The organism is Thermogemmatispora sp., from assembly GCF_019683635.1.
Lineage (GTDB): Bacteria > Chloroflexota > Ktedonobacteria > Ktedonobacterales > Ktedonobacteraceae > Thermogemmatispora.
In genome coordinates this window covers 1-23,428 of the sequence record NZ_JADGIA010000071.1, presented here as the reverse complement: position 1 = coordinate 23,428, position 23,428 = coordinate 1, and the positions used below count along the sequence as shown (strand labels likewise).

Genomic DNA, 23,428 nt, shown 5'->3' with positions numbered 1-23,428 from the left:
AGCCTGCTCCGCTCACCCCTCAGCATGCCTCTACAGAGGAGTCCCAGCATGGCAGCCCCACCCATGAGGTTCCCCAGGAGCTTAGCGGCTGGTACCGCTAAGCTCCTGACTCCTCCCTCCAATAGCGCCCACCTGTCTTGGCCTCCTAAAAGACACTTGTGCAATATCTGGCTGAGAGATATAAATCAATAAATTGATGCTTTTCATTTTGTAGTTTTGTCAAAGCGTGTTATAATTAGACTAGTAGTTCTCTGTTCAGCAGGGGCTACAAGCTCTGGCAGATACCGCAAGCTAGCTGGGAATGCTGGAAAGGAGTGCAGTTGATGAAACGCTGGGTTCTTGCCTTGAGTGTTGCCCTGACGATGGTTGTCTCCTGCTGGTTTTTGTTGCCGGCTCATGCCCAGGCGGCAGCCCTGGCCCATAAGCCAGCCACGGCGACAAGGGCTCAGCTGCCTATCCTTCGCTCACGCTTCTATTATAATAGCCCCGATCAGCACTATAGCTTCGGCTATAGTTTTTCGGCGGTCACGCGCAGTGACGAGTATTATCTGGATGCTGGGACGCACCAGTGGATCTTTACTTCCTACGACTACCGCCCCGGCTACGTCATGCTGCTGACCCTCTATCTGAATGATGTGCCCATTGGGACGGTCTGGCTACCCGAAGCCGGCGGGACGGTGACGGTCACAGGTGGCGCCGGGTACTATTCGTTCCAGCTAGAAAAGGCTCAAGATGGCTTCTATGTGCAGGGAAGTGTCCAGAATTTCTGGCCACTGATCTGGGTGAGCATCTGAGAACCTGAAGAGCCTCTCGGTTCCCGTCTTCCTGGCCAGGAGACCGGCGGAACGGAGCTGCGGGCTGGGCCAGTTCTGACTTCACTGGCCAGAAATAGCCCCCAGCCCGTTCTCTTCTACCTCATCCGGCTCTGTCCGCAGGCGTGGGTGTATCTGGTGTCCAGGTCTACGCCTGCGGCAGGGACGGCGCCCCTGCCCCGGCTATCTTCTCGCCTGCTCGCGGCATCGGGTCCGTTGCTGCCAATGCCGTGCACCCGGCGAACCTACAGGGGCCGTCTCTCACTCCTGGGTTGTCTCTGCTCTGTAGCGATAAGCCCGCAGGCGGTGGCCATCTGCCCCGGATCAGGTGGCGCCACAGAAGCGCCAGGCTCCTTACTCTCCGACGGGCTTCTCCCCCTTCGCCTGCCCTCCTTCACCTTCGTCCGCTCCCTCGCCTGTTGTCTCCTCCTCAGCAGAGAAACGATAGCCGACGCCGGAGATGGTGAGAATAAAGCGAGGATGAGCCGGGTCCGGTTCGATCTTGCGCCGGAGCTGCCCGATGTAGACGTGCAAGTAGTGAGCCTCGCCGCCGTAGCCGCTGCCCCAGACGCGAGTCAGGAGCATCTGCCGTGTCATGATTTTCCCTCGGTTCTGCACCAAGACCTTGAGTAGTTCGTATTCTGTCGGAGTGAGCTTGACCTCTTTACCGTTGAGCTGCACCAGCCGACGGGCAAAGTCAATGCGGAGCGGGCCAGCCCTGAAGACGGCAGCTGTCCCCCCCTGCAGCGGCGCCGCATGCCGCAGCGCAACTCGGATGCGGGCCAGCACTTCGTTCATGCCAAAAGGCTTGGCGACGTAATCATCAGCTCCCAGATCGAGCGCCAGCACCTTATCGCGCTCACTGTCTTTGACCGAGAGGACGATGATCGGCAGATTCGAGTGAGCACGCACGCGCTTACAGACCTCCAGCCCGCTGATCCCTGGCAGCCCCAGATCCAGCAGCATGACATCTGGACGGAAGTGGCCAAGCGCTTCCAGGGCCTCTTCGCCGCTGCTGGCAGCATAGACTTCATAGCCGTAAGCACTGAGGCTGCGCTGCAGCGCCCGGACAATCTCGATCTCATCGTCGACAACCAGGATACGTGCCCCTCCTGCTGTATTCATGAGAGCGATTGCTCCTCCTCCCTCTGCTCTCTCTTACCAACCTGAGCCAGATTGCTCGACTCTGCGGTCTCTTCGCCCAAGACAGGCGTTTGGACAGGCAAGGTTGTTGGCGTGGTCGCTCCCGGCGCAGCGGCGGAGGCTTCAGTTTGCTCCTCCGCGGTTTGGCCCTCTTGATCGCTGAGCGGCAAGGTAAAGTGGAAGACGGCGCCCCCCCCTTGACGGTTCTCGGCCCAGATGTGTCCTCCGTGGGCCTCGATCAGGCCCTTACAGACAGCCAGACCAAGTCCGGTGCCCCCGGCGCGCCCGCTCCCGCTACCTGGACCTCCTGCACGCCTCACGCGATAGAACTTGTCGAAAATGCGCTCCAGATCAGCGGGAGGAATGCCTGGCCCACGGTCGGCGACACTGACCTGCACATATCCATCGCACCGTCTGGCGGCGATCTCGATGGGACTGCTGGCGGGGGTATGGCGCACAGCATTTTCGATCAGGTTTGTGAGCACCTGACTGAGCTGCAGATAGTCGACCGGTACGGGCGGCAGGTCCTCCTCCAGGTCAACTTGCACCAGCCGCTGCTGCAGCAGCGGCTGCAGTTGCAGCAGAACATCATGGATCAACTCGTCAAGAGGATACCATTCCTTCTCGGGCTTGAGGGCGCCACCCTCGATGCGCGACATGTCAAGCAGATTTTCGACGAGGCGGTTGAGGCGGTCGGCCTCACGCTCGATGGTGAGAGCAAAGCTGCGCCGGCTCTCTTCGTCCCAAACAATGTCTTCCTGCAGAAGGCTGCTGGCCGCCGCTTTGATGGAGGCCAGAGGCGTGCGCAGGTCATGCGAGACGGAAGAGAGCAGCGCTGTGCGCAGCGCATCCGTCTGGCGGAGCAGCTCCAGCTGCAGGCCCTCCCGCCTGAGACGGGCCCGCTCGATGATTGCTGCGGCCTGGTCAAGGAAAGCCGAGAAGAAAGGCCCCTCCAGGACCGCCGACGCACTATCGAGGCGAGGCTGCCGGGTTCGCGCTTTGCCCAGGTGCGGCCATCCGGTTTCTTCCATCAGGAGCAGAAGCACGCCCAGGACGCGCTCGCCTGTCTTGAGCGGTAGCAACCGGGCATAGCGGCGCCGGCCCCAGCCATGCAGCGAACTTTGCAAGGTAGCGCGCAGGCCGCGCCCATAGGGGCCACGTCCTTCCAGAGGGACATCATGTAGCTCAGCGGCCTGGCCGTTGGCCATGACCCAGGCTGCGGTAGCCTGCTCGTCCGACGAGAGCCGGAAGTGCTCCCGAGGCGTCCGCGCACTCGCGAGCACTTCTAGTCTGCCTTGCTCATTAGGCAGCAGCAATACGCAGTCGCCGACCCCCCAGGGAGCAAAGACCTGAACTACGGCCTGGGTCACAATGGCCAGCTGGTGCAGGAAGTCCTCCTCGTGGTTGGCTGCTCGCACCAGGTCATAGAGAATGCGGGTCTCCCGTTCGCGCCGCCGGGCCTCATCCGCTTGCCTGCGCAGCGCATTGGTCATCTGTCCGGTGATAATCGCCGCAGTGAGAAAGACGAAGAGGGCGAGCCATTCCTCCAAACGGCTGACGGTCAGGCTGTAGAGCGGCTGAACCAGGAAGTAGTCAAAAAAAAGGAAGGCCAGAACAGAAGTCAGCACCGCAGCATAGAGGCCGCGTGTGCTGGCCAGCGCCAGAACCACGAGGAGATAGAGCAGCGAAATGTTAGGAATGCGCGGGTAGAGCGCAAAGGTATAGATCACAGCGGTGACCAGAGCAGCAGCGAAGAATGCCAGCAGGGTATCTACCAGCAGGCGTTGCCAGCTGCGCTGTGGTCGCTCCAGCAAAGGTGGAAAGTGGTCACCCGGATGACGTTGCTCTCTCATGGTCACGATGCCCCTTGATCTGCACCTGGCGCAGGCACGGTCCCCCGGGGCCGACTGAGCAGCGCCGGGGGACTGCTCCCGTTCCTCCAGAGGAAACAGGGAGAGATCTCTCCCTGCTTGACGCTTCCCTTTATTATAATTCTTTGCTTGCTTTCCTGCTAACAGGCAGGGGAGAGAGGGCGAGCAGGAGAGACTGGCATCAGGCCATCCAACCGAGAGCGCGAGAAGGCACAGGGGTCAACAGGCTTAAGGCATCCGCCAGATAGCGCCGCCAGGAGCGTCTTCTATAAAGGAAGGAGTGCCAGAGAATGGCCTTCTCCCATCATTCACCATTACCTCTGAAGGAGCAACGCTTATGCGACCAGCCCGTTGGAGTGGCAATCGCGTGGCCTGGGTGGTCTTCCTCTTATTAGTAGTGCTGCTGAGCGGCTGCCGTGGGAGGGCAGCTTCAGGTAATTCCAGTGGGAGCACTAGCCTCCAGAGTGGAGATAGCGGCCAGGTGTCCGCGACGCCGGCAGTGACGAGTCAGAAGAGTCAAGGCTGTGGACAACCTGCCGTCGCCCGCGGTACCACGCTGGTGGAGACGCTGCTATCAGGAGGGATAACCCGCAGCTACCGTCTGCATATTCCCTCGGGCTACCAGCCGGATCAGCCCTTGCCTCTCGTCCTCAACTTTCACGGTCATGGCAGCAGTGGCAAGCAGCAGGAGACCTATACGGGTTTTTCTGTGCTGGCAGACCGCGAAGATTTCTTTGTGGTGTATCCCGATGGCGTTCTAGCTCCCGACGGCCAGACTGGCTGGAACGCCTATGGTCCTCATCCCACGCCCGTCGATGACGTGCGCTTTACAAGTGACCTGCTGCAGACGCTGGAAACGCACTGGTGCATTGATCTGCGGCGCATCTTCGCTACCGGTATCTCGAATGGGGGAGGGCTGACGGCCCTGCTAGCCTGCCGCCTCTCGACGCAAATTGCAGCCTTTGCTCCGGTTTCAGGCGCTTTCTACCCTATTCCCGGGGGCTGCCACCCTCAGCGTAGTGTCCCCATCCTGGAGATTCATGGGACAGGCGATTTCATTGTCTCTTACGAGGGAAACGTGAGCCTGGGCCTGCCCCCTATTCCACAATGGCTGGCGGACTGGGCCCAGCGCGATGGCTGTCAGCAAGGCCCAGACGTCTTTCTCACCCGGGACGATATCACCGGCGAAGAGTGGTCCCGCTGCACGGCACCTGGTCTGGTGGTCCACTACCGGGTGGCCGGAGGTGGCCATACCTGGCCTGGCTCGCTGATTCCTGTGCCCTACCTTGGGAAGACAACCCATACCCTCGACGCGACAGCAGTGATCTGGCAGTTCTTCGCGGCCCACCCGCTGCCTGGCCTGGCATAGGGGCAGCCTGATCCCTCTGGAGGGCAAGCGGCAATCATAGCAAAGAGCAGGCTCACGAGTGAGGCCCTCTTGAGCTTCATGGTCAGCCAGAGGCAATACCCTCACGTCCGTGAGCCTGCTTGATCATTGGTCATTGAACCAGTGAGACAGACTCTCTCGTTTTGCGTGCTGGCACGCGAAGCCTGTCTACCTGCATCCAGGTTCGGCTTGAACCACCCTCTTAGACGGTGCTACCGCGCCCACGCGAGAAGAGGCGCAGGAGAAAGATCAGGATACAGGCTCCGATCAGAGCCACAACAAGGCTGCCCCAGAAACCGAAGCTGGCACCCGGCGCCAGCAGATCCATGATGAGCCCACCAAGGAAGGCCCCAATGAGTCCAACAATGATATCTCCAATGATGCCGAAGCCGCCTCCTTTGACTAGAAAGCCGGCCAGCGCTCCCGCGATCAGGCCAATGATGAGCCAGGCGATGATGCCACCAGGATTCAAAGTGGCTGCGAGCACAAGCGAAGCTGCTGTCATGATAGATGTCCCTCCTCTGAATAGAGTAAAAGAAGACTAAGTATAATTGAATGGCAATTTGTACCAGGTAAGCTTTTTTACTTTTCTCTCCGATCACTGGTACAAATCACACTCACCATTCCTAACACGGCGAAGGGATGAAAAAGGGATACAAGGTTTGCCTTCCGAGAGCGGGGGAGGAGGAAAAGCCAGGGATCTCTGGCGTTGGTCTCCAGGCGAGGTTGACGAGCAAAGGAGGGAGCGCTATACTCTGGGGCATGAATTGCAGCAGGCGGCATATCGTGACTCTGGTCCTGCTGAGCTGGATCGTGCTCGCGCTGGGGCCAAGCGCCTGCAGCCCGGGCTACAGCGGCACGGCCAAAATTGCTTTTGTGCGCGATGGTCAGCTTTGGACCATCTACCCCGATGGCAGCGGCGCCTATGAAGTAGCTGACAACACCCCTCCAGTGGTGGGAGTAGGCTGGTCGCCCGATCATCATCTGCTGGTGTTCCGCACGCTGGATGGTGATTACGCGAAGAGCACAGCGGGACGCCATCTCAAGCCAGATCCCCTGACCGGGCTGGTGACCGACGTGCCTGCCGGGCTGAATACCGTTGGCGTTGACGGGGGCTCGCCCATCCCCATCTTCTTCTCCAGCGCCGCCGTGCGCATCAGCGATGCCTGGTGGGACCCCAAGGGTAGCCGTCTTCTCTATCGTCTCACCCTCAGCGGAAGCACATCCCAGCTACGTTGGGAGCTTGCCCAAAACGACCAGCCGGGCGGTATTGCTACGCGAACGCTGCCGGCCAGTCTGGCAATCCCCTCGCTCAGCAACGATGCCGAGAGCATTCTAGAGGTTGACCAAGACGGTCTTTTCACCGTCAGCCTCACCAGCATTGAACAACGCTGGCTCACCTCTGGACTTCCGCCCGGTCATCCGCTGCCGGCCACCCTGGAGCGTGTTCTCTGGCAGCCGCACCAGACACAGCCGGCTTTTCTCTACGCGGTCTCAACGGCGCCAAACGGCTCGGCGAAGCAGGTTGCTCTGCTCCTGCAGCGGCCAACGGGCGAGACGCGCCCGCTGCTCACCTGTAGCTGCCAGCAGTTTGCCTGGTCGAGCAGCGGGCAGCAGGTGCTGGCCCTCACAGCCGATGGCCGCTATCTCATCGTTAACCTGGATGGAAGCGTTCGCCTGAGCATCCGGGCGGAGAGCGACAGCGTCCCTTTCTGGTCGCCTGACGGGCGCTTCTTGCTGCTCGATGGGCGCCATACCCTGTGGCTGGTCGATGTCCAGACGGGGAGACAGCAGCTGCTCTTGAGCGATCGGACTCCGTTGGGGCCGCTCGGTGCAGCCAGCAGCCAGCTACCAGCGGTGGGCGCGCTGTTAGAGCCTGTGCCAAATAGCCTCTGGGGGAGCGATAGCCGGAGCTTTGTCTTCCTGACGCGCGGGCGGCTGTGGTGGCAGGGAAACAGCCTGCTTCACGAAGGCAACGGCCTCTACCTGCTGACGCTGAATGCCCAAGGTCAGCCACTTGCGGCTCCCCGTCTGCTGACAAACGGCCCCATCACTCAGGTCGGCTGGAGCTATCAAGATAGCGCTGTCTCTTTTCTCTTCCAGGCCCCATTGCTATAATGGGCAAGTGGTTCACGCGCCGCTGGCTCAGCCAGGGCAGCAATCTCAGAAGGGAGTATAACCATGACCGATGATCTCGAACAGGAAGAGTTTGATCCTGAAGAGTATGACGACCTTGAAATGCTAGAAATTCTGGAGACTATTCGCGATGACATGGAAGAGCTGGGGCTTCGGACCCTCGATGAAGTTATCGAGCGTATCGAAGAGCTTCACCGAAAGCTAGAGAACCAGCATAAGGAATTCTAGGAGAGGCAAGGCGCGAAAACCCTGGGAGGGCAGGGAGGTCTCTGGCTACGCGCCAGGCTGCCCAGAGCGCAGGGTTCCGATCAAAGGTGGCCGTTGTAGCCTGGCCAGGTAGGGTCGCCAGGCAAGGTAGCAGCGAGAGATCAGGAGCGCAGACTGACTGGCAAGAGGGTGGGCCGGCCAAGAAGGCCGGCTCTATTTCCTCGCTTCTCAGCGAGCGCGTGCTCAGGAGGGAGGAAAGCGCTGGCAGAAGCGAGCGAAGGCCCTGGTCACCTGCTGGCGGGTCTCCTCCAGAGAGCCACTGTTATCAATCACCTCATCGACCAGCGGAAGACGCTGTTCGACCGAAGGTTGAGCGCGCAGGCGCGCCAGAGCCTCCTCCTCGCTGAGGTGACTGCGCTCTATCAGGCGACGGAGTTCCTGCTCAGGCGAACAAATCACCAGCCATTTGCTCTGGCAGAGAGCGGCGTGCCCACCTTCCAGCAGCTTGACGGCGTCGATCACTGCGATGCCCGAGGGGCTGACCCGGCTCAGCTCTTCCAGAATGGCTGCCCCAACTGCGGGATGGACAAGGGCTTCTAGCCGGCGCAGTGCCTCGGGGTCCCGGAAGACGATATGGCCAAGCTCCTGACGATCAACTCGCCCCTCCGGGGTCAAAACGGAGGGGCCAAAAACTTGAGCAATCCTGGCCGTAATCGGCTGGCCCGGCTCGTAGAGCGAGTGGACCAGGGCATCAGCATCGATGTAGCGCTCTGCTCCCAATTCCAATAACATCTTGCCCACGGTTGTTTTCCCGCAGGCAATATTTCCTGTCAGGCCAATGACACGCGGCATCGCTAAACAATGCTCCTCTCACAACAAGATGATCGGGGCAAGCAGTTGTCTGCCAGGCTGGCTTGCAGTTCGAGGGCGGGAGAGCTGGTCAGCCTCCTCACTTGGTCTGGCTTCTTATCGCCCGGTCCAGCCTTTGCTTTCACCCTGCCAAAAGTACCGACGTACACCATTTCTTTCCAAGCTGGCGAATTTTATCGTACAATAACTCCGCAATCTTTGCTATCGCAGTAAGGAGCGTGCATGGGCAGACGCCTGGGCCTTCTGATCGGCATTAATCAGTACCAGGATAGCAGTTTTCGACCACTTCGCTACGCCGAGACAGATGCCAGGGCCATTGCGCACTGGCTGGTAAATAGCCGGGGAGGACACTGGAATCCCTCTGACGTGCAACTTCTGCTTGGGGCGCAGGCCACGCGACAGTGTATTGAGCAGTGGCTCGCGCAGCTCTGCCTCCAGGCTGCGGGCCCCGATGATACGCTCTTCCTCTACTTCGCCGGGCACGCTTTTCTCGATGAAGGGCGGGCTGAGGGTCACCTTGCGCTGGCAGATACTTTCTATCAGCAACCCGCCAGCGGTCTGCCGCTAGCCACAACCCTGCTGCAGCTGCTCGGGCGTAGCCCAGCGCGGGCTATTGTCTGCGTCCTCGACTGCTTCCAGACAGGACGCTTCTGGGGGCAGCGGCGAGCCTCGCCATTCGATTGCAAGCCCCTGCCCGGTCCCATGTTCCTGGCAGCATTGCAGCAGCTACCTAACCGTTTTCTGCTCTGCTCCTGTCGCGGGAACGAGTTCGCGCCGGAACAGGGAGAGCAAAATGTGGGCATGCTGGCCCATCGCCTGCTGCTCGGGCTGTGTGGGGGAGCAGCTGATCCCACAAGCGGGCAGATTATTTTTCAGCGTCTTGCCCTCTACCTGCAGCAGAGCCTCGGGGAGCAGCAGCGTCCGCAGCTCTTTGGCCAGGGTCTCGGGCCAGTGGTCCTGGTAGGCGAAGAGGAGACCGAAGGACCGGCGACAGCCGTAGCCAGGGCCGGCGCCGGCGCCGGTGGAGACAACGGTCACCCCGGCCTACCCCAGCGGCCAGGAGGCCCGGGGACGGTTCTGCAGGCCGTTCACCAGATGGGCCAGATGCCGCAACCGACCCAGACCCCCGCTGGCATCGCTCAGCTCTCTCCCCTGCAGCCGTCCTCGGCCATAGCGACGCCAAGGGCGGAGCAGCAGGCCGCTCTTTTGCTTCAGCAGGCGCGCGCCCTGCTCCAGCAGCAACAGCTTGCCGAGGCTCTCACTTCTTTGGAGCAGGTATTACAGCTTATGCCGACCCATACCGAGGCGCTCCTTCTTAAAGGCCAGCTGCTCGGTACAGCAGGCCGCTTTGCTGAGGCCATGCAAGCGGTCGAGCAAGTGCTACGCCAGGAGCCAGGCAACGCCCTGGCCTGGAGCATGCGCGCCGCCCTCCTGGCGAACCTGGGACAGTTCGAGGAGGCACTCCGGGCAGTAGAACGCTCGCTGTCCCTTGATCCACACAACGCAGAGACGCAGACGATCAGATCGGCAATTCTAGTCAAGATGGCGGTCGCCCAGACGCCGGCAGCGCCCACTGGCGCGCCTCTCCCCGGCGCCAGCCCTAGCGCGGCTTCGTCTAGCGCCGGGGCTGCCGCAACGGCTGGCGCCTCTGCGGAGAGTGGTCGAGGCCCACGTCGGCGGGGACGGGCCTTGCTGATGAGCCTGGCGTTGCAGGTGGCCGGTTTGGGGCTGGGATTGCTTGGGGCCTGGCTGGCCATCAAGCATCCAGGAGCGCCTGGAGCCTTGTCCTTGACCATCGAGGGCCTGGGCCTGGCTTTGCTCTGTGCCAATGCGCTCTCTGGTTGCTATTTCGACGGCATCTGGCGCTTTCTCCCTATCCCTTTGGTAAGCCTGCTAGCCACGGCTTTGCCTGCCTATCTGCTTCTGACCCAAAGCGGACGAACGCGCCTGGCGGCTCTGGTTGAGGCCAATCCGCGGGGCTTTACGGCTATCCAATTTGCCTTGCTCTGGTTCGGCCTGGTAGCCATCTTGCCATTCCTGCTGGCCCTTGTTGGATTGCTGAGCGGCTGGCTGCGCGGCGCGCGCCGTCGCTAAGGCAAGCCAACAGAACAGAGGCGCCGCCCGTTCTGTTCCTTAGCGGGAGGCCTCCATCTGGCTCTGGCTTGCCGCCAGTTGCTCCCACTCAGCGAGGAGCTGCTCTAGCTCTGCTCTGGTTGCCTCGTAGTCGCTGGTCAGTCGCTGCAATTCGGCGACGTCTCCTCTGCCAGCGGCCTCATTGAGGGCCTCCTCCAGGGCGCGGGCACGCTGCTCACGCTGTTCGATCTCCTGCTCAACCTCGATCAGACTGCGCAGGCGCGGCTGCCCTACCCGGCGGCTGCGCCGCTCGCGTCCGGGACGCCGCCCAGCCCCAGCATGGTCTGTCCCGACCTCCGCGAGCGCTGTCTCCGGCCTGGCCGCCTCCTGAGAGGCCGCGCGAGCGTTTTCCTCCTGGCGTTCATGCGCCAGCAAGCGCCCGCGTTCGCGCTGGAGATGCTGGCGATAGTCACTATAGTTGCCCTCATAGGAGTGCAGCCTGCCCTCACCAATCACCCAGACCTTGCTCGCCAGGCGATCAATGAAGTAGCGATCGTGCGAAACAAAGAGCAGAGTTCCACTGAAAGTAGCCAGTACCTCCTCCAGGAACTGACGAGAGGGCAGATCAAGGTGATTGGTAGGCTCGTCAAGCACCAGAAAATTGGGTCCCTGCAGTGTCAGCTTGGCCAACACCACGCGGCTACGCTCGCCGCCGCTCAGGCTCCCGATAGTCTTAAAGACATCGTCGCCCTCGAAGAGGAAACGTGCTAGCAGGGCACGGGCACTTTCTTCGCTGAGGGCCGCTACTTCGCGAATCTCATCCAGGACCGTGCGACTGGGATCGAGATCCTCATGAGTTTGCGAGTAGTAGCCGACATGGACATTGTGGCCAAGGACCACTTTGCCACGCAGCGGCGGCAGCTGGCCAATCAGGGTACGCAGCAGCGAAGTCTTACCAGCCCCATTGGGACCGAGCAGACCAATGCGCTCGCCGCGGATGATCTCCAAGTCGGGCATATGCACCAGCACCCGGGGTTCACGACCCGGCTGGCGATAGCCGACAACCAGTCCCTGCGTAGAGAGGACGACACGCCCACTTTCCACCGAGGGCTTCAGATCGAAGTGCAGCTCCTGGAATTCCTGGGGGCGGTTGAGGCGTTCCAGGCGGCTGAGCAGTTTCTCGCGTCCCCGGGCCTGCCGGCTGCGCTGACCGGCTTTGTAGCGGCGGATGAATTCCTCGGTTCGCTGGATGAATTCCTGCTGCTCTTCGTATTCCTGCAGGCGGCGCTCAAAGCGCTCGGCACGCAGCTGCAGATATTTGCTATAGTTGCCAGGATACTCCTCGACCCGCCCAAAGGCCAGCTCCAGAATGCGGGAGACAATCTTGTCGAGAAAGTAACGGTCGTGCTCAACGACGACCAGCGCCCCTTTCCACTCCTGCAGGTAGTCCTCCAGCCACTCCAGAGCTTCCAGATCAAGATGGTTGGTTGGCTCATCCAGCAGGAGCACGTCGGGTTCTTGCAGGAGAAGACGAGCCAGGGCCGCCCGCCGTTGCTGACCGCCGCTGAGCTGGGCAATGGGCATATCGTGCAACTCGCGACTGAATCCCAGGCCATCGAGCACCTGCTGCACACGCTGCTCATAGGTATAGCCACCGGCATGTTCAAAGCGCAGCTGGAGTTCGGCGTAGCGCTGCAGCAACTGCTCGCGCTGTCGGATGTCACCGCGCTCGCTGGCGCTGGCAATCGCATTGGCAAGCGCCTGCAGCTCCTGCTCCCAGGAGCGCAGGTAGTCGAAGACCGCCAGCAGCTCCTCGCGGAGAGTGCGCTGCGGTTGCAGGTCGAGCGTCTGGGAGAGGTAGCCGATACGGGTCCCGCGCGCGACCAGGATGGTGCCCTCATCGGGTTCCTCGTAGCCGGCCAGGAGCTTCAGCAGCGTTGACTTACCGGCCCCGTTGGGGCCAACCAGTCCAATGCGATCGCGCTCGTTGATCTGGAAGGTGACACCGGCAAAGAGATGCTCAGCACCATAGACTTTCCCGAGACCGTTGACGCTAATCAGTGGCATAGAGCAGTGCAGTTGCTTCTGAGTGAGAGTGTGTGAGTACGAGTATAGACCAGCCGCGCTTCGGCCACCTTCGCTGTGGGAAGGACTGGCCGCCCGCGCCCGCCGGCGAGGTCGCACGCTCGCCAGGTCAAGCGGACGCGCCGCTCTCTCCTCGCCCGAAGGTCCCGCGTCGCATCCCGGATCGGCAGGCAGAGACAGGGTATCATAAAAGCAAGCCTGGTGCAAGCACTCCCGGATTCCTCCGAGATCTTGCCCCCGCCCAGCAGGAATGGCGGGTCTCCAGAGAGAGCGGTGGCCCTACCGTCCCCAAGACAGAGCGGCTGACCAGATGCTCGACGGTCTTTTCTCCGTGCACTGCCCAGAGAGGACCGATCAGAGAAGCGTCCAGTCAGCCGCATGGTGGAGAGAAGATTGCCCGTGAGCGATGCCACCTACTCTCATCCCGCTCCCTTGCCACCCCATCCTCCAACACTTCCCTCTTTGGGATAAGCCCAAACAGCGGTTGGTTCCTCCAAGCCCGTTCTCGTTTCCTCGGTGCCGGTGATTCCGCTCTGCTGTCCCTTTTGCCTCCCTACCATCCACTCCCCGTCATCGACTTTTTGCCTTATACAGCGGATTCTCCTCCCCTCTACACTGTCAGCCAGCCACCCCTTGTGATCCCTATTCACCTCCCTACCTCCCGGCCTCATCCCTTGCCACTGATCCCCGCCATATCCAAAGATGCATGTGCTTGTATAAGGCACGGGCAACCATCTACGTCAAAGAGTATAGCTCATTCTCGTGAACACTGCATGAACGGCGCGCCTGGTCAGATGAATATTTTTTCATGGAAAGGGGAAGATATGGGTCGGATTATTCCAGTAGCATGACAGTTTTTTCATTAATGATGAGAGACGACAGGCAGAGGGTTTTCCTCCCTGGTTGGATTCTTGCTCCTCTGCCTTCTTGCTTTGCTGGTATGGTATACTGTGCTCAAGCGAGAGACCTATTTTATCCTCCTACCACCCAACTCTTCGTCGCAAGGAAGGATGTCACGTGGTCAAAGAGCAGTCTCTTGACAACCTCTGGCTAGCCCAGGCCCTATTCGATCTAAATGGAGTCCAGTTTGGGAACTTCACGGTCAGCGAGTCGGCGGTAAGTTCCCCGGTCTTTGTCAATCCCAAGGTGCTGATCAGCAATCCACTGGCGCTGCGCGTGGCCAGCAAACTCATGCAGCAAGAGATCAGCCTTGCCCAGTCGCTGAGGCGTCCGCGGGTCCACCCCTTCAATGTAGTTGCTGGCGTGCCAGTCGGCGGGCTGCTTCTGGCAACGGCTTATTCCTTAGAGACGAATACGCCGCTGATTTACGCGCGTATTCGTCCAGAGGGGACTGGCCAGCGAGGGATCGAGGGCCGCTACACACCGGGAGATACAGCGCTGATTATTGATGATCTGATCACGCGCGGTGGCAGCGTGCTGGAGACAGCTGCCCTGCTCGAAGAGCACGGCCTGAAGGTCAAAGATGTTATTGTGCTGATCGACCGCGAGCATGGAGCTACGGAGCGTCTTCGTCAGCATGGCTATAATCTGATCAGCATCCTCAAGCTCGATGTGATGCTCAATCACTATATGTCGCGGGGTCTGATCTCCGAAGAAACCTATCGGGTGTGCTCAGAATATCTTCAGAGCAAGCGAGCAGAGCTGCGGCAGTCATAGCTCGCAAGAACTGACAGCCGCTCGCTACGTGGGACCTGGTCAGCTGTTGGATGGCCAACAGCGTGGTACAGAGAGGGAAGAGGCCAGGGACTCCTGCCAGCTGAGGTTATGGGCCGTGGCCTCTTCTCTTCACCTGCTGCAAGCTGTCAGTCTGTTCAAGCAGCGGCTCTCAGCCCTGGGGGTAAGGCGAGGCAGGGGCAGGACGCGGGCCATCCTGGGGCACTGGTGCAGTCCGGCCCTCACGAGCCGTATGCAGCGTCTTGAGAAGCGGCTCGATGAGATCAAGCGGCAGCGGGAAAATGATGGTCGAGTTTTTCTCCACGGCGATCTCGGTCAGGGTCTGCAGATAGCGCAGCTGCAGGGCCCCTGGCTCCGAGGCAATGATATTAGCCGCCTGGGACAGCTGTGTGGCCGCTTGTAGCTCGCCTTCGGCATGAATAATCTTGGCGCGTTTCTCGCGTTCAGCCTCCGCTTGCTTGGCCATAGCCCGCTGCATGGTGGCTGGCAGTTCCACGTCTTTGATCTCTACCGCAGTCACTTTCACACCCCAACGCTCTGTGAACTCGTCAATGATGGCCTGCAGCTCGCGATTGATCTTGTTGCGTTGGGCGAGCAGCTCATCTAGCTCTGACTGCCCCAAGACATTGCGCAAGGTAGTCTGGCCAATCTGTGTCGTGGCCTGCAGGTAGTTCATGACGTTGACAATGGCGGCCTCGGGATTGACCACGTAGAAGTAGACGACAGCGGTCACCTTGACGGTCACATTGTCTCGGGTGATGACCTCCTGCGGCGGCACAGTCAGGGTGACGATGCGCAGGTCGACTTTCAGCAGGCGCGCAATCACGGGAGGAATCCAGCATAGACCCGGGCCGCGCGTGCCGCGCAGGTTGCCAAGAACGAAGAGGACGCCGCGCTCATACTGCTGGATGACGCGCAGGCCAGAAAGCAGAATGAGCACGACAATGAGGACAATGACTACAATGGCGCTTATAGCGAGAGAGCTTCCCATTGGGAATCCTCCTTTTCTGAGGGTGGGACTGTCGGTGTGCCATCGGCGGGTGGGGCCGGCGGCTGGTTTGGTCGGACATAGAGACGGAGACCCTCGACGGCCACAATGGTGACCTCGCAGCCTTCATCGAGGGAAGTATAGGGCTCAACCAGACTGGCTGCCCAGTTCTCTCCGCTGTAATTCACTCTGCCGCTGGGCGTCAGCGGCGTGAGCGTGACTGCGCGGGCTCCAATCATGCTCTCGACTCCCGAGGGCCGACGCTGGCGCTGGGCCCGGACAACGACACTTACCAGAGCCAGGCTGAGCAAACCAACGACCGCCGCCATGAGGTAGACGATCCAGGGGGTAACACCTGGTCCATGCTCTACCTGATCGCTGTTGAAGAAGAGCAAGGAGCCGATAATAAGTGAGATGACCGCGCCCACGGTCAGCACACCATGCGAAGGAAGACGGACATCCAGGATCAGTAAGACCAGGGCCAGGCCCATAAGCAGCAGGCCAGTCCAGTTGGGGGAGAGTGACCCGGCCCCCAGAAGGAAGAGGATGAGAGCAATGCCGCCAACAACGCCCGGCACGATGGCCCCAGGATGGGAGATCTCAAGGTAGAGGCCAATCAGGGCGACAATGAAGAGGAGAAAGACAACGTTGGGGTCGAGCAAAAAGCTATAGAGCGCCTCAAACAGCCCAGGGTTGAAGGTCGTGAGGGCTACTCCAGTGGTATGCAGCACAACACTGCGCCCGGAGATCAGGGTAACACTGCGTCCGTCCACACTGTGGAGAAGCTCGGAGAGTGAACGGGCACCGAGGTCAACGATGTGCTCGCGCACAGCGGTCTGATCATCGTAGGAAGCGGCCTCAGTGACCATTTTGGCTGCCAGGGTGGCATTGCGCCCGTAGCGATTCTGCGTGCCGGTGATCTGAGCTACCAGGTCATTCTCGATCTTCTTGAGCAGGGTAGAATCGAGGTTGCTGCCAGTGCTACTCACAGGACTGGAGGCGCCAATGCGAGTGGTTGGAGCCATAGCAGCGATAGGGGCGGAGAGCGCTACGAAGGCTCCAGCTGAGGCAGCTCGCGCGCCAGGTGGATAGACGTAGGTGATGATGGGGACGGCGCTAGCCAGCTCGGCCTGGGTGATTTGCTTCATGGAGTCCAGATCACCGCCAGGTGTGTCGATGACGATGACAAGCGCTTGTGCTCCATCGCTAGCCGCAGTGGCAATGGCCTGCTGGAGGAAGCGCACTGCGCCCGGGTTGATGTCGCTGTTGAGATTGGCCACATCAACGTGTGGGGAGGCGGCCCACGCGGGTTGTGCGCCCAGGCAGGCTATTCCGGCCACAGCCAGTAGGGCCATAATCAGGGAGACAAGCCCGAGCGCCAGGGATCGCACGCCATTTGGCGCTCGTCGATGGTGGCGCATGTCCATAGCTTCTGTCCTTTGCGGTCGAAGGCTGCAGCGCCCCGCTGCAGCTCTGTCCTGCTGCCGATCCCAGACCCCAGGCCAGTTCCATCCAGCGAGGTACCCACTCAGTCCGGAAGGAGATTGCCGGTCACAGTCCCTCTTTCTCGGCCTCTTCCCTTGCGTTCCCCTTCCTCTTGATCAATCTTGCGATTTCTCTTGCCTCTCTTCCACTCCTCTCCGAGCCTGAGCCTGAGTGGACCCGACCGGCGCAGTGCTCGCTTTAGCTGTGCTTACCGCTGACTGGTCCGGGGTATTGCTTATTGCTATACGAGATGATAGCGCAAATTTCTCGCCGCGTCAATGTGCTCTGTCTGGTTGCTCTTGGGCGGAACAGGAAGGGGGCGTAGTGCTTGGCAGGTACATTGGCCTGTTTTCCAGCCAACCAGCCGGCCAGGTCTCTCGCTGGTGCTGGCAGAGGCTGGCCGTCCGATTGGCTGGCTGGTTGGAAAAGGGACGCTCCTGGTGAGCTAGCTAGCTGGTTTGAGCCTGGAGAGCGTGCAGGACTTCGAAGAGCCGCTGGTTGTCAGGCAGCTCGGAAGGGCTAGCGGTAACCTCGATGTGACGGATGATGCCCCCCTTATCGATCACGATGACGGCACGCTCCGCCATACCTGCAGGATGGCGCAGCCCATAGAGATCGACGACAGCTCCCTGGGGATAGAAGTCGGACAGCAGCGGGAAGGAGGTGCGCATTGCCTGTGACCAGGCGTCCAGCGTATAGACACTGTCCATGCTGATCGCAACAACCTCGGTGTCGGCGCTTCGGAAGCGCTCCAGTTCGCGCTCATAGGAGGGCAGCTGTGCAGAGCAGACTCGGCTGAAGGCAAAGGGCACGAAGGCAAGAACCACGTTCTTCTTGCCGCGGAAGTCGGCGAGATGCCAGTCCTCGCGCACATGGCTTTTGAGGGTAAAGTCGGGCGCGACATCGCCGATCTTGAGGGTCTTTGTGTAAGAACGGGCGGACTCAGCCATGTGAATTGGGTCCTCCTCTCACAAGCAGTGCAATACTGTCTGGTCTCTGGGTCTGGTGGCGGCTGGGGCTATGAGCGGGCAGCATGTCCGTCCCCAGGCTGCTTGACAGACCAGAGGCTATTGCCCTATCCTTGGTGCGAGCTGCCTTTCCCAGAGGGGCCTTCTCGCCCTGCTTCGACTCGGTTCAGTCTTACGCTGCGTGCATGCAATGCGCGAGCAGGATCGATCTGCGCTGGCAGCGTCAGGGCCAACACGATAGGGCAGTGGGCGCGCCCCGCGCTGAGCACCTCGCTCCCGCTGTCTCCCGATGGGATAAGGCAGGCAAGGCAGTAGGCCAACATTGAAGAGAGGAAACAAGCCGCCCTGCAGGGCGGTTCCTCTCTCATCTTACGCTGTTCCGAATTGTAGTCCTGGTGAGAAAGGTATGTCAAATGTGCGCAGCAGTTCGGGAGGCCTCCCCACTACGAAGACTCCCGGCCCCGCTCTCTCTTCCGTTGCCCTGGAGATCAGACGCGGGCTAGAGCGTCTGGTCGATCCCGCTGGGGGTGCGCTTTCCTTTCTGCCCCTGGCGCTGGCACTGTTGGTCATGCTGGCACTCTCTTCCTGGCAGATGGTCTGGTCAACTTCTGATGTGACGCGCTACGAGTGCTACGCGCTGGCTTTCTGGTTCGGAGGACAGGCCCGAGCGCTGGCGCCTCAAATCGATTGCTCGTTCTTGCCTGCCCAGGCAGAGAGACTGCCTCCTTTGCATACGCTGCCCATCGAGTACCCGCCACTGACGCTTGCCCTCTTCACTCCCGGTCTGCTTGTGCCCTCCGCTTACTATCCCCTGCTTTTCGGGCTGCTGATGGCGCTGGCAGCGCTGTTGATCTATTGGCTCTTGCTGCGTTGGGGACCACGCGGGGCGGCGCTGGCCTTCACGTTCTACCTGTTCCTCGGCGAGTGGGGCCTGGCCCTGTTGCGCTTTGATCTTGTACCAGCGGCCTTAACCTTGCTCTGTGTGTTGGCTGCAGAGCGCCGCCATTGGACAGCGGCCTATTGCGCTCTGGCCCTGGCTATTCTGTTGAAGATCTATCCGCTCCTGCTGTTGCCTCCGCTCTTCTTCGCGGAGCAGCAGGCAGCAAAAGCGGCAAGGGGCACCGCTGAGCAGGATGGGGCCAGAACTGCTGTGGGAATCTCGGAGTGGGTGGCCCAAGCTCTCTCGTCCCTGCGGCGCTGGCAGTGGCGGAATCTGCTGCTCTGTCTTGCGCTGGTGGTCGGAACGACAGGGGCCTTCGCCCTCCTGGACTTTCAGGGAGCAGTGGCCAGTCAGCTCGCTTATTTCGCCGAGCGCCCTGTGCAGATTGAGTCCAGTGGTACGCTGGTGATCTGGCTGGCGACGTTGGCGGGACAGACGGTGCGCGTGGTCTACACCTACGGCTCGATTAACCTGTTGAGTCCCCTGGTCCCTGCCGTTTCTCTCGGCAGTACGTTGGCGCTGCTGGCCGGCTATGGGCTGGTGCTCTGGCAGAGTGCACGCGGGCGGCTGGCTTTCTCCGAGGCGGCGCTAGCGGCGCTGTTGGTCTTCGTGGCAACAGGCAAAGTGTTTAGCCCACAGTATCTGATGTGGTTGATGCCGCTGGTGGCCTATCTGACGGCAACGCAGCGGCGCTGGTTGTTGTGGTTCGGGCTGATCGCTCTGCTGACCTCGCTCATCTATCCCTTCCTCTATACCCGTGTTCAGGATGCTACACAGGTTTGGCGTGTGCCTGGCTTTCTTCCTCTGGTCGAGCTGCGCAACTTGCTCTTTCTGCTGCTGACCCTCGGCTACCTGTTCAATCTGCTGAACCTGCGTCGGCGCTCTGAGCCGCGACTGGCGGTCGATGCCGGGGCCTTGAGAGAAGCAGAGGGGAGCCGCTGAGGAGACAGCCACCAGGTCATGGCGCTGCTCTCCCCGGCTCTCGCCCTCTGCCTCCCTCGTACGTCTCAGGCGTATCTTTAGGGTACCTGCCAGACCAGACGCCAGGGAGGGATCAGGGAGCGGCGCCGGCGGAGACAGGTGTAGCCGCCCGGACACTGACGCGGCGCGGGCGACTGCTTTCGCTTAAGGGAACCGTGATGGTGAGGCGCCCGTTCTCATAGCGTGCCTCAATTTTATTGGCATCGATAGGGCGCTCAAAGGCCAGGGTGCGTTCGACGGTGCCACTGCCGATTTCGCGCAGCAACCAGGTGCCTTGTTGCTGGCCCTCGCCCTCCTCACCACCATGATATTTGGCTTTGAGGGTCAGGCTATGCTCGTGAGCGAGCAGCTCGATGTCTTCAGGTTTAACACCCGGCAGCAGAGCGGTGATGCGATAGCCCTGCTCTGTCTCCAGCACGTCTAGAGGAATCATGCGTGAGCCAGTGCCGAAGAGGACCGAGCTTGGTCGCACAAAGCTTTGCTCCAGCAAGCGGTTCATGGCATCGCGCAAGCTGAGCATCTCAGTGAAAGGATCGAAGCTGCGCGTCAGCGCCATGCTGTAACCTCCTTTCAATGCGGTCCAATCAATGGCGTAAGCTTTTACGTACCGTTACGTTGGTCACATTCCGGTTCCTGGCAGGGCTGGGTCAAACGCAGCGGGAGAAGGGTAGCTATTCACCCTCTGCTGGGAGAGACGCCCGACCGGCGGCAATCGGGGCAGGCTGGCGCCGGTCAGGCTACCAATCACTCTATACGTTTTTTACTCTTTTTTCTCTGTATTACAGTGTTCGTCCTTCGACGGTCTGGTGTTGCAAATCGATGATGCTGTACTCACCGCTGGCGAGCGAGCCGGGAGCCACAACGGCAGAAGTGCCGAGCAGCTCACGCTTGCGTTCGGGGCCGCTGACCAGGACCAGGCGCGGGCTATAGCTCTTGATCAGCTCAGCCAGGGTTGGACTGCCAGATTCATGGAAGCCCTTATGGTAGGGTGGTGTGTGGAATAGAAAAACCTTCTCGTAATCCTTCAGCTCAGAGAGGAACTTCAGGCGATAGACCACCTCCCAGGCCGGATAGCGCAAGCTCTCCTGTTCTTCGCGAGCCTGCTGAGGGTCATCTGTAATCGCCCCACCCATGCCAGTGAAGACCACGTAGCCCGGGGCCAGGGCGAAGGTCCCATGGACGCCATGCAGGTAGGGATAGATGACCTCGATCTGGGCTGCCTCCTGCAGGTAGAGAGCTAACGGCCCATCCTCCGGCCCGGGAACGTAGAAGGTGGGCAAGCGGCTCTGGGCTAACAGCGAGAAGAAACGACCGTAGTCGCGCGGGCTGAGGCTACGCGCTGCCAGGTTACCCAGTATGGCCACTGCCTGAATATCCAGCTCTTGAGCCTGGCGCATCAGTCGCTCCAGTGCTTCCAATTGGCCCGACGGCTCAGCTGTTGCCAGAATGGTGTTCACGTGCTTCCGCATAAACGGTTCACCTCCCTTTCAACAACGACGACAACAGCAGGCGAAGCCTGCCCGTCTCTCAAACTGCATGAGGGCTGTGCCACAGCGCCAGTAGAAAGTGGCAAGCGGGCCGGCTCGGCTGGAAGCCCTTCAGGATCATGACCACAACAGGGGAGCAGCCGGGCCAGCTAGAGCCAGCTGGTCCGAAGGTTGCTCTCCCTCCCTATTCGAGCAGAGGTGCGCGGCTCGCGTGAGGGTCGCCAGCCTTGATCTCGACCGCAGAGGCAACACCAGGTGCAGTGGCCTCGCGGATGATCTGAAGCACCTGCTCGCGCTCCAGGACCTCCTCGCGGAGCAGGGCCTCTGCCAGGCGATCAAGGGCAGCGCGATGCTCAGTCAAGACGGCACGAGCCTGCTGGTGGGCCTGCTCAACAATGCGTTCCACCTCAGCATCGACGCGTTGGGCTGTTGCTTCAGCGTAGAGGCGCTGGTGTTCGCCCGGCAAGGTTCCGCCGAGGAAGCCATCGCCCTGCTCCAAGTCGTAGGCCACCAGGCCCGTGCTCTCGCCCATGCCCCACTCGGTGACCATGCGGCGAGCAAGGCGTGTGGCCTCTTTGAGGTCGTTCTCGGCCCCCGAGGTAATTTCACCCAGGGCTACTTCCTCTGCGGTGCGCCCGCCCAAGGCCACCGCCAGGCGCTGCAGCAGATAGGAGCGCGGATAGTTATGGCGATCATCCTCGGGTAAGAACTGAGTGACGCCTAGAGCGCGCCCGCGAGGGACAATCGTCACCTTGTAGAGCGGATCAACATCCGGCAGAACGGCGGCCACCAGGGCGTGGCCTGCCTCATGGTAGGCAACCGTGCGCCGCTCTCGCTCATCCATCAGGGCCTCGCGCTTGCCGCCGAGCAACAGCTTGTCGAGGGCTTCCTGGAAGTCCTCGCGGTCAACCTGGGACTTGCCCTTGCGGGCCGCCGCCAGAGCCGCCTCGTTAACAAGGTTGGCCAGATCAGCCCCCGAGAAGCCGGGTGTACTCCGAGCCAGCTCCTCTAGATTGACATCGGGAGCCAGAGGCACCTGGCGCGTATGGATGCGCAGGATAGCCTCGCGTCCACGCCGCTCCGGGCGATCGACAACTACCTGGCGATCAAAGCGACCAGGGCGAAGCAGGGCCGGATCAAGCACATCCGGGCGGTTGGTCGCGGCCAGTACGACAATGGCCTCGTGCGGCTCAAAGCCGTCCATTTCGACCAGGAGCTGTTCGAGCGTATGCTCGCGCTCATCATTGCTGGCCAGGGTACCAGCCCCGCTGCGAGCGCGCCCAATGGCATCGATCTCATCGATGAAGATGATACATGGAGCCTGCTTACGAGCCTGAGCGAACAGATCGCGTACACGACTGGCACCGACGCCAACGAACAGTTCCACAAAGTCGGTCGCGCTGCAGCTAAAGAAGGGGACGCCAGCCTCGCCAGCCACGGCGCGTGCGAGCAGCGTCTTGCCCGTGCCGGGCGGACCAACGAGCAGGACGCCCTTGGGAATATGGGCGCCGATCTGCAGGAAGCGCTGAGGATCGCGTAGGAAGTCGATAACCTCGCGCAGCTCAGCCTTGGCCTCCTCAACACCAGCCACATCGGCGAAGGTGGTCGTCGGTCGTTCCTCAGTATAGAGCTTGGCCCTGCTGCGTCCGAAACCGAAGAGTCCTCCACCTTGCATGTCCTGAAGCTGGCGCATGCCCCGCCAGCTCATGAAGGCAAAGTAGAGCAGCAAAAGAACCGGCAGCAAATTGATGAACCAGGAGAGCGCCGTCTGCCACCAGGACGGCTGCACAGGTTCAGCGCTCACCTCGACCCCCTTCTGCTCCAGGAGAGGCAGCAGGTTAGGGTCGCCAGGTGCGGGGATGTAAGTCGAGAAGTGGGTGGCCGAGACCGTTTGGCCATCTGGCTGCCGCTGCTCAATGGGCGACTTGAGAGTCCCGGTGACGCTGTTGTCGCTCTTAATGGTCACACTGGCAACGTTGCCTCGCTGAACCTGCTGGATGAAGGCGCTATAGGGCAGGTCGATGGTAGTCGTCTGTCCCCAGCCCGTCAGGTTGAAGAAAAACGGGCCATAGAAGACCAGGTTGATGAGTACCATGATCAGCAGAAGCCGTAGCCAGAAGCCAAGACGGGGCTGGGGCTGATTCTGCTGAGAAGACGGCCCCGGTCGCTGCTCTCCACTGGGGCTGGGACCGCCTTTATTGGTTGGATGATTGCTACCGGGACGTTGAGTCGTTGGCTGCCTGCCTGACGCAGCGCTTTGCTTCTGTTCGAGCATCGTCGCCTCCTCCGGCAGGCCGCAG

Annotated in this window: 18 protein-coding genes; 7 read left to right on the top strand and 11 right to left on the bottom strand. The window is 60.8% G+C overall.

From position 1 onward, the window contains the following. The first annotated feature begins 323 nt into the window (after positions 1 to 323). The gene (locus IRZ31_RS10040) at positions 324 to 794 is read left to right on the top strand and encodes a hypothetical protein (protein WP_297152988.1); all 471 of its coding nucleotides are present in this window, start codon (positions 324 to 326) and stop codon (positions 792 to 794) included. Between the two features lie 372 nt (positions 795 to 1,166). Here the strand turns inward: IRZ31_RS10040 and IRZ31_RS10035 are convergent, their stop codons facing one another. Together IRZ31_RS10035 and IRZ31_RS10030 are read right to left on the bottom strand one after the other, a co-directional pair. After that, positions 1,167 to 1,937: a response regulator transcription factor gene (locus tag IRZ31_RS10035; protein ID WP_297152986.1), complete on the bottom strand. Its 771-nt coding sequence runs from the start codon at positions 1,935 to 1,937 to the stop codon at positions 1,167 to 1,169. Next, entirely contained in the window at positions 1,934 to 3,808 is a 1,875-nt protein-coding gene (locus tag IRZ31_RS10030; protein WP_297152984.1) for an ATP-binding protein, read from the bottom strand. Before IRZ31_RS10030 ends, IRZ31_RS10035 begins: the two co-directional genes overlap by 4 nt. A gap of 355 nt (positions 3,809 to 4,163) precedes the next feature. Between IRZ31_RS10030 and IRZ31_RS10025 the strand changes: the two genes are divergently transcribed. Beyond that, entirely contained in the window at positions 4,164 to 5,195 is a 1,032-nt protein-coding gene (locus tag IRZ31_RS10025) for a PHB depolymerase family esterase (RefSeq protein ID WP_297152983.1), read from the top strand. 220 nt (positions 5,196 to 5,415) lie between these two features. Here the strand turns inward: IRZ31_RS10025 and IRZ31_RS10020 are convergent, their stop codons facing one another. Beyond that, on the bottom strand, positions 5,416 to 5,718 hold the full coding sequence (locus IRZ31_RS10020; protein WP_052889052.1) for a GlsB/YeaQ/YmgE family stress response membrane protein: 303 nt from the start codon (positions 5,716 to 5,718) through the stop codon (positions 5,416 to 5,418). Between the two features lie 281 nt (positions 5,719 to 5,999). On the opposite strand from IRZ31_RS10020, the gene IRZ31_RS10015 reads away from it, so the two are divergent. Then, positions 6,000 to 7,331 (top strand): hypothetical protein, encoded by a 1,332-nt coding sequence (locus IRZ31_RS10015; RefSeq protein ID WP_297152980.1) that lies wholly within the window; start codon positions 6,000 to 6,002, stop codon positions 7,329 to 7,331. 63 nt (positions 7,332 to 7,394) lie between these two features. Next, entirely contained in the window at positions 7,395 to 7,577 is a 183-nt protein-coding gene (locus IRZ31_RS10010) for a hypothetical protein (RefSeq protein ID WP_112426646.1), read from the top strand. Between the two features lie 222 nt (positions 7,578 to 7,799). On the opposite strand, the gene coaE is transcribed toward IRZ31_RS10010, so the two are convergent. Beyond that, on the bottom strand, positions 7,800 to 8,408 hold the full coding sequence (coaE, locus tag IRZ31_RS10005) for a dephospho-CoA kinase (protein ID WP_297152976.1): 609 nt from the start codon (positions 8,406 to 8,408) through the stop codon (positions 7,800 to 7,802). 240 nt (positions 8,409 to 8,648) lie between these two features. Here coaE and IRZ31_RS10000 point away from each other — a divergent pair, with 240 nt between their 5' ends. After that, complete coding sequence (locus IRZ31_RS10000) at positions 8,649 to 10,520, top strand: tetratricopeptide repeat protein (RefSeq protein ID WP_297152974.1); 1,872 nt, start codon at positions 8,649 to 8,651, stop codon at positions 10,518 to 10,520. A 39-nt stretch (positions 10,521 to 10,559) separates the two neighbouring features. Here the strand turns inward: IRZ31_RS10000 and IRZ31_RS09995 are convergent, their stop codons facing one another. Then, on the bottom strand, positions 10,560 to 12,566 hold the full coding sequence (locus IRZ31_RS09995; RefSeq protein ID WP_297152972.1) for an ATP-binding cassette domain-containing protein: 2,007 nt from the start codon (positions 12,564 to 12,566) through the stop codon (positions 10,560 to 10,562). A 1,035-nt stretch (positions 12,567 to 13,601) separates the two neighbouring features. Here IRZ31_RS09995 and IRZ31_RS09990 point away from each other — a divergent pair. Beyond that, complete coding sequence (locus IRZ31_RS09990; RefSeq protein ID WP_052889045.1) at positions 13,602 to 14,261, top strand: phosphoribosyltransferase family protein; 660 nt, start codon at positions 13,602 to 13,604, stop codon at positions 14,259 to 14,261. Positions 14,262 to 14,430: 169 nt separating this feature from the next. Here IRZ31_RS09990 and IRZ31_RS09985 read toward each other — a convergent pair whose 3' ends face one another. The 3 genes from IRZ31_RS09985 to IRZ31_RS09975 all read right to left on the bottom strand — a co-directional run bounded on the left by IRZ31_RS09985 (position 14,431) and on the right by IRZ31_RS09975 (position 17,702). Further along, positions 14,431 to 15,270: a slipin family protein gene (locus IRZ31_RS09985; protein ID WP_297152969.1), complete on the bottom strand. Its 840-nt coding sequence runs from the start codon at positions 15,268 to 15,270 to the stop codon at positions 14,431 to 14,433. Further along, complete coding sequence (locus IRZ31_RS09980) at positions 15,249 to 16,694, bottom strand: nodulation protein NfeD (protein ID WP_297152967.1); 1,446 nt, start codon at positions 16,692 to 16,694, stop codon at positions 15,249 to 15,251. Before IRZ31_RS09980 ends, IRZ31_RS09985 begins: the two co-directional genes overlap by 22 nt. A 507-nt stretch (positions 16,695 to 17,201) precedes the next feature. Further along, on the bottom strand, positions 17,202 to 17,702 hold the full coding sequence (locus tag IRZ31_RS09975; RefSeq protein WP_297152964.1) for a redoxin domain-containing protein: 501 nt from the start codon (positions 17,700 to 17,702) through the stop codon (positions 17,202 to 17,204). Between the two features lie 424 nt (positions 17,703 to 18,126). Between IRZ31_RS09975 and IRZ31_RS09970 the strand changes: the two genes are divergently transcribed. Then, entirely contained in the window at positions 18,127 to 19,602 is a 1,476-nt protein-coding gene (locus IRZ31_RS09970; RefSeq protein ID WP_297152962.1) for a hypothetical protein, read from the top strand. Positions 19,603 to 19,714: 112 nt separating this feature from the next. On the opposite strand, the gene IRZ31_RS09965 is transcribed toward IRZ31_RS09970, so the two are convergent. From IRZ31_RS09965 to ftsH, 3 genes are all read right to left on the bottom strand, one after another. Then, on the bottom strand, positions 19,715 to 20,197 hold the full coding sequence (locus IRZ31_RS09965; RefSeq protein WP_297152959.1) for an Hsp20/alpha crystallin family protein: 483 nt from the start codon (positions 20,195 to 20,197) through the stop codon (positions 19,715 to 19,717). 223 nt (positions 20,198 to 20,420) lie between these two features. After that, on the bottom strand, positions 20,421 to 21,110 hold the full coding sequence (locus IRZ31_RS09960; RefSeq protein WP_297152957.1) for a metallophosphoesterase: 690 nt from the start codon (positions 21,108 to 21,110) through the stop codon (positions 20,421 to 20,423). A gap of 202 nt (positions 21,111 to 21,312) precedes the next feature. Then, the coding region (gene ftsH / locus IRZ31_RS09955) for an ATP-dependent zinc metalloprotease FtsH (RefSeq protein ID WP_297152955.1) at positions 21,313 to 23,428 on the bottom strand (2,116 nt) is incomplete at its 5' end.

Excerpts from the sequence above, each read along its gene's own strand:
- IRZ31_RS10040 (WP_297152988.1), top strand. The coding sequence starts at position 324 with ATGAAACGCTGGGTTCTTGCCTTGAGTGTTGCCCTGACGATGGTTGTC.
- IRZ31_RS10035 (WP_297152986.1), bottom strand. The coding sequence starts at position 1,937 with ATGAATACAGCAGGAGGGGCACGTATCCTGGTTGTCGACGATGAGATC.
- IRZ31_RS10030 (WP_297152984.1), bottom strand. The coding sequence starts at position 3,808 with ATGAGAGAGCAACGTCATCCGGGTGACCACTTTCCACCTTTGCTGGAG.
- IRZ31_RS10025 (WP_297152983.1), top strand. The coding sequence starts at position 4,164 with ATGCGACCAGCCCGTTGGAGTGGCAATCGCGTGGCCTGGGTGGTCTTC.
- IRZ31_RS10020 (WP_052889052.1), bottom strand. The coding sequence starts at position 5,718 with ATGACAGCAGCTTCGCTTGTGCTCGCAGCCACTTTGAATCCTGGTGGC.
- IRZ31_RS10010 (WP_112426646.1), top strand. The coding sequence starts at position 7,395 with ATGACCGATGATCTCGAACAGGAAGAGTTTGATCCTGAAGAGTATGAC.
- coaE (WP_297152976.1), bottom strand. The coding sequence starts at position 8,408 with ATGCCGCGTGTCATTGGCCTGACAGGAAATATTGCCTGCGGGAAAACA.
- IRZ31_RS10000 (WP_297152974.1), top strand. The coding sequence starts at position 8,649 with ATGGGCAGACGCCTGGGCCTTCTGATCGGCATTAATCAGTACCAGGAT.
- IRZ31_RS09995 (WP_297152972.1), bottom strand. The coding sequence starts at position 12,566 with ATGCCACTGATTAGCGTCAACGGTCTCGGGAAAGTCTATGGTGCTGAG.
- IRZ31_RS09985 (WP_297152969.1), bottom strand. The coding sequence starts at position 15,270 with ATGGGAAGCTCTCTCGCTATAAGCGCCATTGTAGTCATTGTCCTCATT.
- IRZ31_RS09980 (WP_297152967.1), bottom strand. The coding sequence starts at position 16,694 with ATGGACATGCGCCACCATCGACGAGCGCCAAATGGCGTGCGATCCCTG.
- IRZ31_RS09975 (WP_297152964.1), bottom strand. The coding sequence starts at position 17,702 with ATGGCTGAGTCCGCCCGTTCTTACACAAAGACCCTCAAGATCGGCGAT.
- IRZ31_RS09970 (WP_297152962.1), top strand. The coding sequence starts at position 18,127 with ATGTCAAATGTGCGCAGCAGTTCGGGAGGCCTCCCCACTACGAAGACT.
- IRZ31_RS09965 (WP_297152959.1), bottom strand. The coding sequence starts at position 20,197 with ATGGCGCTGACGCGCAGCTTCGATCCTTTCACTGAGATGCTCAGCTTG.
- IRZ31_RS09960 (WP_297152957.1), bottom strand. The coding sequence starts at position 21,110 with ATGCGGAAGCACGTGAACACCATTCTGGCAACAGCTGAGCCGTCGGGC.